The organism is Flavobacterium sp. (assembly GCF_043780635.1).
Lineage (GTDB): Bacteria > Bacteroidota > Bacteroidia > Flavobacteriales > Flavobacteriaceae > Flavobacterium.
In genome coordinates this window covers 60,197-67,618 of the sequence record NZ_JAYWCK010000030.1, presented here as the reverse complement: position 1 = coordinate 67,618, position 7,422 = coordinate 60,197, and the positions used below count along the sequence as shown (strand labels likewise).

Genomic DNA, 7,422 nt, shown 5'->3' with positions numbered 1-7,422 from the left:
CCATCAAATCCATATCCAAAATCAATTCCTAATAATCCAAATGCCGGCATAAACACCCTTAATCCAGCTCCTGCCGAACGACTTAAAGCAAAAGGATTGTAATTTTTGAACGTATCAAATGACGAACCTGCTTCTAAAAATGTTAACGCATATATTGATGCTGATGCTTTTAGTGTTATTGGATAACGTAATTCTAACGAATACTTGTTGTATATTGTTGCTCCAATAGGTTCTCCGGCATTGTTTATTGGAGTTAAAGACCCATTTGGATAACCTCTCAAAGCTATAGTTTCTCTACCATCCATCGAATAATTTGCCATTCCATCGCCACCTAAATAGAATCTTTCGAAAGGTATAATTCCCCTATCTTTATTGTAGGCTCCTAAAAATCCAAATTCAGTTAAAGATCGGAATACTAATTTACCATAAACTTTGGTATACCAATCCGCTTTGAACTTTATTTTGTAATATTCTAACCAATTGTATTTTTTCTGGTCCACTTTTGCAGGGTCTGGGGCCGCTTCACTCCAGTTGGGTTGCCCTTGGTCATCATTGTTTACTTTATTTGGATATGGATTTGTTGCTGAAGGAATATCCGTAAGATAATCGCCAACATTAACTTGATCACCACTATTAGGTTTAGGTTTAACATTCGATGTATATGCAGTTGTGCTTTGATATTTATATTCTTTCTGATCTCCTAATGTTGCATAATCTACTCCATTAAACATAGAATAGGGAAGTGTGAATTTCCCAACTAGACTAAATTCCGCACCATATATTGGGAATATTGGGTTAATACCTTTATTGCTTCTTGATAGTCCTATAGTATAAGCTAAGTTTCTTGATGCACCATTACCAAATGTAAATAAACCAGTATTGTAATTATGTAAATCATAATGTTGGTAACTAATGGTTTGTGACAAACCAAAGTAATCATCCGGCACCGAAAGTCTTTTATATATTCCAACAGACATAGTTAGAATATTAAAACTTCTACTTTTATCAACTTTTTGGGTTTGATAATTATTATAATATTGACTTGTATAAGAAAGAGAGGTGCTTAATTGTACCGGTTTTTTCTTTCCAAACCAAGGTTCTGAAAACGACAAACTATAAGTTCTATAGTATGAACTAGCTTGTAATCGTAAGGAAACTTTTTGACCATCACCCATAGGAAGCGGTTTGTAAGCCTCTTTGTTGAACAAATTTCTAGCTGAGAAATTATTGAACGATAAACCTAAAGTTCCAATAAAACCACCACCACCATAACCTCCTTGAAGCTCTATCTGACTAGCTCCTTTTTCAGTCAAAGGATATTCAATATCTACAGTTCCAGCTGAAGCATCAACATTTTTAAACTTAGGCTCAATAGATTCTGGATCAAAAAATCCTAATTGCCCAATTTCACGAATTGTTCTTATGAGTAAATCTTTATTGTATTTTTCTCCGGGTTTTGTTCTTAATTCTCTATAAATTACGTGGTCGTTTGTTTTATCATTTCCTGTAACTGTAATTTTATTGAAATAAGCTATTGGACCTTCGGTAATACGTATTTCAAAATCTATTGAATCGTTGGCTGTTTTTGTTTCCACGGCATTTATATTGGAAAATAAATATCCAGTATTTTGATATAAATTAGTAATATCTTCGCCATCTGGTTTTGATTTATCTGCAATCCTTTTTTCCAAAAGCACTCCATTATAAGTGTCTCCTTCTTTGATGCCAAGCATTCCAAGAAGAGCTTCATCTGAATACACGGTATTTCCTAGGAATTTAATGTTTCCAAAACGGTATTTATTACCCTCTTCGATTTTAATTTTAATCATTATAGCTTTTAAATCAGCATTGTAGGCAACGGAATCAGAAAGTATTCTGGCATCTCGATACCCTTTTTCTTTATAAGCTGCGATTACTTTTTCTAAATCGGCATCGTATTTTGCCTTGATAAATTTTGATGCTTTTAAGCTAATAAGTGTTTTGCGTTTTGTGTCTTTCATCGCCGCACGCAAGGTCTCGGACTTTATTTGCTTGTTTCCAACAAATACAATATCCTTAATTTTAACTTTCGAGCCTTTATCAATTTTCACAACCATATTAACTTGGTTAACTTGTGCCGAGTCTATAACGGTATTAATAGTTACCTTGGTATTGTAGAAACCGTCTTTTTTGTATTTATTTTCGATGTAATTCTTAGTCGTTGTAATTAAATTTTCGTTAACTACTTTACCTTTTGTAAGACCATTATCTTTTACTAAGCCTTCAACCTTGCTTTTCGGGATGCCAACAAATTTTACCTCATTCAATTTGGGTAATTCTTCGACATGCAAATCTAGATAAATGCTATCCTTTTCAATCCTATTTATATAAAATGAAATCTCATCAAAGAGCCCTAATTTCCCTAATTTTTTAATAGCATTGCTTATCTCTTCTCCGGGAACAGTAATTTCCTGCCCTTTTTGAAGGCCAGCAAATGTTACAACGGTATTTGAATTAAAACTTATTTTGCCAACAACGTCAACTTTGGCTAATATGTACGTTTTTCCTTGGTCAAATGGGACTCTATCTTGGGCTTTAATTTGTGAAAAAATTCCAAAAATCAATATGCTGAGGACTATCTTTATGCTTTTTTGTAACACTAAAAAATTATTTAATTTGTTCACTTGTTTTTCCAAATCTACGCTCTCTTTTTTGATAACTAATAATAGCCTCATACAAATCTTGTTCTTTAAAGTCTGGCCATAATATATCAGTAAAATATAATTCTGCGTAGGCAATTTGCCATAACAAAAAATTACTTATTCTATGTTCACCGCTTGTTCTTATTAATAAATCTACCTCTGGTAAATTTCGCGTGTAAAGATGCTCATTTATAATTGAATCGTCAATAGAGTCTATTGAAATTATATTATTTTTAACTTTATCGCTAATGTTTCTTACAGCATTTATGATTTCTTCTCTTGAACCATAACTCAATGCCAGAGTTAAAGTCATTCTGGTATTATCCTTAGTCTTATTTATTACATCAAGAAGTTCGTCTTGAGCTGATTTCGGCAATTTTTCTAAACAACCAATAGCATTTAATTTAATATTGTTGTCTTGTAGGGTTTTAAGTTCTTTCTTTAATGCTCTAATCAATATTTTCATTAAAGTGTCGACTTCCAGTTTTGGTCTGTTCCAGTTTTCGGTAGAAAAAGCATATAGGGTAAGGTTTTCTATTCCTAATTTGGCGCAGGCTTTTATATTTACTTTCACGGATTTTGTTCCGCTTTCGTGTCCTAAAGCTCGTAACATTCCTTTTTGTTTTGCCCAACGACCATTACCGTCCATGATGATGGCTAAATGTTTGGGTAAATTTGTTAAGTCTATAGTATCTAGTAATTTCATTTTCTTATTCTGCACAATAGCAAGGCTTGTTTCCAAAGGTATACGTTAGTGTTAGCCCTGAAAAAACATACCAATCATTATTATTTATATTTCCAAATTTTGCAAAACTTTCGTTCTCTGGATTACTTCCGTCTAAATTATCCGTTAATGTATATCTTGCTCCAACCTCCAAAGCCAAAACGATATGAGGTGAAACATTTGATTTTACCCCTAAAGTCATTGGAATTGCAAATGAACCAGTACTCGATTCCTTTAGCGTTTCTTCCGATTCAACATACAATTCGTCATACCTGAAATAACTTATCCCCGAATAAACATAAGGGGTGTATTTTCTTTTGATTTCGTGTAAATTAAAATCAAAAAAATTAAATTCAAGGCCTAAAGATACTTCTTTTATGCTATTTTCAAAGCGATAACCTCTTTGATTTCTACTTGGCTCTTTCGAATCAAAATCATTTGCGAAAATTTTTGATTGGGTGTAAGAAAAACGATAGGAATGTCTCGGACTTTTATTCCATTTGTATAAAATTCCGATTGCAGGTTCGTTTGGTGAAATGTAAGTTGTAAGCCCAACATCGCCAATATAGTTGCTTCCACCGGCAAAAACACCTATTTCATGAATTTGTGCACTCATTGAAAAAAAGAAGAACAGGAATATTAGATTGAAAAGTTTATACATTTAATTAAAAATTGCGTGCAAATATAATAATTATCAACACGAATCAATACTCATTGGATTAAATGTGTCCACAATTGGAAAATTGACTCAAAAAACAATGTCAATTATTGATTCGATATTACAGAAACGGAAAAAATCAGGATATTCGTATGGCGAATAGTTAAAAATGATTTAATTTCTTCGGTCTTCACCCCAAAACAACTTGGTGCGAAGTGTTTTCAAAAAAGTTTCGTTGGGAATCTCTACCATATTTATTTGAAATGGGGATTTTTTTATAAATAATACAGTTTCGTTTTTTACAGAAATGATTCTAGAATCTAGAGAAACCAAATAATGATCGTCTCTACCCGAAACTTTTAGTCTAATTTCTGTTTCGTCTGTAACCACAAGTGGGCGGGCGTTTAGATTGTGTGGTGCAATTGGAGTAATAACTACACTTCTAGCATTTGGGGTTAATATTGGCCCTCCGCAACTCATAGAATATCCTGTTGAGCCAGTAGGTGTTGCGATGATTAGACCATCAGCCCAGTAGGAATTCAAATATTCATTATTTAAATAAGTTTCAATCGTTATCATCGAAGTGGTGTCTTTACGACTAACCGAAATTTCATTTAGGGCAAAATTAATGTCCTGAATGGCTTCATTATCAGGCGAGCACGACAAATTCAACAAAGTTCTTTTAGAAATAGAATATTTTTTATCAATAATAAATTGCATAAATTTTGGAATATTCTCTTTTTGAACTGTGGCTAGAAATCCCAAACGACCTGCGTTTATGCCTAAAATTGGCACTCCTGAATCCCGAACTAAAGTTGCCGCTTTCAAAATAGTACCATCTCCGCCAATGCTAATTAGCATATCAAAACTACTGTTTAACTCCGTATAAGATTTAAAAGTTGGATAGTCCTTATCTATGATTTTTTTTTCGAACAATATTTTAAAAAAATTCGACTCAATAATCATCTCAACATTATTCTTAATAAGAAAAACAAAAATGTCTTTTATGATGGGTTCGGTACTATTTTGATAGTATTGACCGTAAATGGCTACTTTCATTTCTGTATTATATATTAAGGTATTTGTCCAAATAATCTGAGCGATCCTTTAAGGTGTTGATGTAATTATCTTCGTAATGTTCCGATATAATTTCATAATTATACCTTCTAAAGGACTGAATTATTTCGTTTATGGCTCCTAAACTTATTTTAATAGTAATTTGTATGCTTTCAGTATCTGTTTCTGACACGAATAAACCTAATATTTTGCCATTATTACTTTCTATGATTTGAGTAATTTCACTCATTGAATGATCTAAAGCTCTTTTTTTGACAATAATAATACTTCCTGTCTCATTCAAAAAAGGGGTTTCATTAAAAAATTTCATAATGTCGGCAATTTCATAATAGCCTACATATTTATTTTTTTCGTCCAAAACAGGAATTAAGTTGGTGTTATTTTTTGCAAAAACCTCCAAAACATCAAGCCAAATCATAGTAGTTCGGGCAAAAAATCTTGCAAGAGTATGTCTATAATCGATTACTTTTTTAGAACTGTCAAAAGATTCGATGTCATCAGAAGCAATACTACCAATGTAAATTTCCTCTTCAACCACCGGAAAATGTGAAAAAGTTAATTCATCAAAAAACTCCTGAACAACCGCAATACTTTCCTGGCTGTCAATCGCTTTAAAATCATTGGTGATATAGTTTGTAATTTCAGTCATAAATCAATTCAAAATATTTGATGCAAAATAATCAAAATTATGCAATAACGGCTAGTTTTACTTTGTATTTTTGCACTTCAAAGCCATAAAAATTATTCTAAAAACTATTCCAATGACAAAGTTAAGTGTAAATATTAACAAAATAGCAACTTTGCGTAATGCTCGTGGCGGAAATGTTCCGGATTTATTAAAAGTTGCCACTGATATTCAAAAATTTGGTGCACAAGGAATCACGATTCATCCACGTCCAGATGAACGTCACATTCGATATCAAGATGCTCGAGACCTGAAATCAATCGTTTATACCGAATATAATATTGAAGGAAATCCTGAAAAAACTTTTATCGATTTAGTTCTCGAAATAAAACCAACACAAGTCACATTAGTTCCTGATGCCATCGACGCCATAACTTCGAATGCAGGTTGGGATACCATAAAACACAAGGATTTCCTAACTGAAATTGTTCAGGAATTTCAGCGAAACGGAATTAGAACTTCGATTTTTGTTGATCCTGTTCTCGAAATGATTGAAGGTGCAAAAATCATTGGGACCGAAAGAATCGAATTGTATACCGAAGCTTTTGCTCACGAATATAGTTTGGGAAACAAAAACGGAATTGACCCTTATGTAAAATCGGCTTTATTAGCGAATGAAATTGGACTTGGAATTAATGCTGGACACGATTTGAGTCTGGACAACATTCAGTTTTTCAATCAAAATATTCCCGGTTTGCTCGAAGTTTCCATTGGTCACGCACTTATTTCCGAAGCCATTTATCTCGGATTGGATAATGTGGTGAATATGTATTTACAAAAACTGAAATAAAAGTTTTTTGACTAAAAAAATATTATAAATGTTGTACTCAAAAATAGAAGGCGAAGGAAAACCACTTTTAATACTGCACGGATTCCTAGGAATGTCAGACAATTGGAAAACAATGGGAATGCAATTCGCAGCCAATGGATATCAGGTTCATTTGCTGGATTTGCGCAATCATGGCAAGAGTTTTCATTCCGATGAATTTAGTTACGAAATAATGGCTCAAGATGTTTACGAATATTGCAAAGCCAATAGTCTCGAAAAAGTCAACATTTTAGGACATTCAATGGGTGGAAAAACAGCTATGCTTTTTGCAACAATCCATCCAGAGATGGTCGAAAAATTAGTAGTTGCCGATATTGGTCCAAAATTTTATTCACAACATCATCAAAGTATTCTCGAAGGACTTAATGCTGTCGATTTCTCAAAAAAACCAAGCCGAAAGGAGGTCGAAGAAATCTTGGAGAAATATATAGCTGATTTTGGAACCAGACAATTCTTGTTGAAAAATCTTTATTGGCAAGAGCCTGGACAATTAGCGTTTCGATTTAATTTAACTGTTTTTAATAAAAAAATAGAGGAAATAGGGAAGCGACTTCCCGAGAATGCCGTTTTCACGAAACCAACACTTTTTATTCGTGGCGGAAATTCCAATTATATTATTGATCAAGATTTTGCAATTATTCAACAACATTTTCCCAATTCAAGAATTGAAACTATTCCTAATGTAGGGCATTGGCTCCACGCCGAAAATCCAAAACTATTTTATGAGATTACGAGTTCGTTTTTAAAATAAAAGTTAAAGCCCTTTTC

Annotated in this window: 7 protein-coding genes; 2 read left to right on the top strand and 5 right to left on the bottom strand. The window is 33.0% G+C overall.

Translation table 11 applies throughout. From position 1 onward, the window contains the following. The 5 genes from ACH2BV_RS02700 to ACH2BV_RS02680 all read right to left on the bottom strand — a co-directional run. Positions 1-2,714: outer membrane protein assembly factor (locus ACH2BV_RS02700; protein ID WP_395049116.1), on the bottom strand; the 2,714-nt coding region annotated here is incomplete at its 3' end. After that, positions 2,647-3,387 (bottom strand): isoprenyl transferase, encoded by a 741-nt coding sequence (locus ACH2BV_RS02695; protein WP_395049115.1) that lies wholly within the window; start codon positions 3,385-3,387, stop codon positions 2,647-2,649. The genes ACH2BV_RS02700 and ACH2BV_RS02695, both read right to left, overlap by 68 nt. 4 nt (positions 3,388-3,391) lie before the next feature. Further along, positions 3,392-4,066 (bottom strand): DUF6089 family protein, encoded by a 675-nt coding sequence (locus ACH2BV_RS02690; RefSeq protein ID WP_395049114.1) that lies wholly within the window; start codon positions 4,064-4,066, stop codon positions 3,392-3,394. Between the two features lie 171 nt (positions 4,067-4,237). Next, positions 4,238-5,122 (bottom strand): NAD kinase, encoded by an 885-nt coding sequence (locus ACH2BV_RS02685; protein WP_395049112.1) that lies wholly within the window; start codon positions 5,120-5,122, stop codon positions 4,238-4,240. Positions 5,123-5,129: 7 nt separating this feature from the next. Then, positions 5,130-5,789, bottom strand: coding sequence for a CBS domain-containing protein (locus ACH2BV_RS02680; protein ID WP_395049111.1), 660 nt, complete (start codon positions 5,787-5,789; stop codon positions 5,130-5,132). 112 nt (positions 5,790-5,901) lie between these two features. Here ACH2BV_RS02680 and ACH2BV_RS02675 point away from each other — a divergent pair, with 112 nt between their 5' ends. Continuing rightward, entirely contained in the window at positions 5,902-6,615 is a 714-nt protein-coding gene (locus ACH2BV_RS02675; protein ID WP_395049109.1) for a pyridoxine 5'-phosphate synthase, read from the top strand. Positions 6,616-6,643: 28 nt separating this feature from the next. After that, positions 6,644-7,405, top strand: a complete 762-nt coding sequence (locus ACH2BV_RS02670; RefSeq protein ID WP_395049108.1) for an alpha/beta fold hydrolase — start codon at positions 6,644-6,646, stop codon at positions 7,403-7,405. The last annotated feature ends 17 nt before the right edge of the window (positions 7,406-7,422 follow it).

Bases quoted from the DNA above. Each gene is read 5' to 3' on its own strand.
- ACH2BV_RS02695 (WP_395049115.1), bottom strand. From the start codon at position 3,387: ATGAAATTACTAGATACTATAGACTTAACAAATTTACCCAAACATTTA.
- ACH2BV_RS02690 (WP_395049114.1), bottom strand. From the start codon at position 4,066: ATGTATAAACTTTTCAATCTAATATTCCTGTTCTTCTTTTTTTCAATG.
- ACH2BV_RS02685 (WP_395049112.1), bottom strand. From the start codon at position 5,122: ATGAAAGTAGCCATTTACGGTCAATACTATCAAAATAGTACCGAACCC.
- ACH2BV_RS02680 (WP_395049111.1), bottom strand. From the start codon at position 5,789: ATGACTGAAATTACAAACTATATCACCAATGATTTTAAAGCGATTGAC.
- ACH2BV_RS02675 (WP_395049109.1), top strand. From the start codon at position 5,902: ATGACAAAGTTAAGTGTAAATATTAACAAAATAGCAACTTTGCGTAAT.
- ACH2BV_RS02670 (WP_395049108.1), top strand. From the start codon at position 6,644: ATGTTGTACTCAAAAATAGAAGGCGAAGGAAAACCACTTTTAATACTG.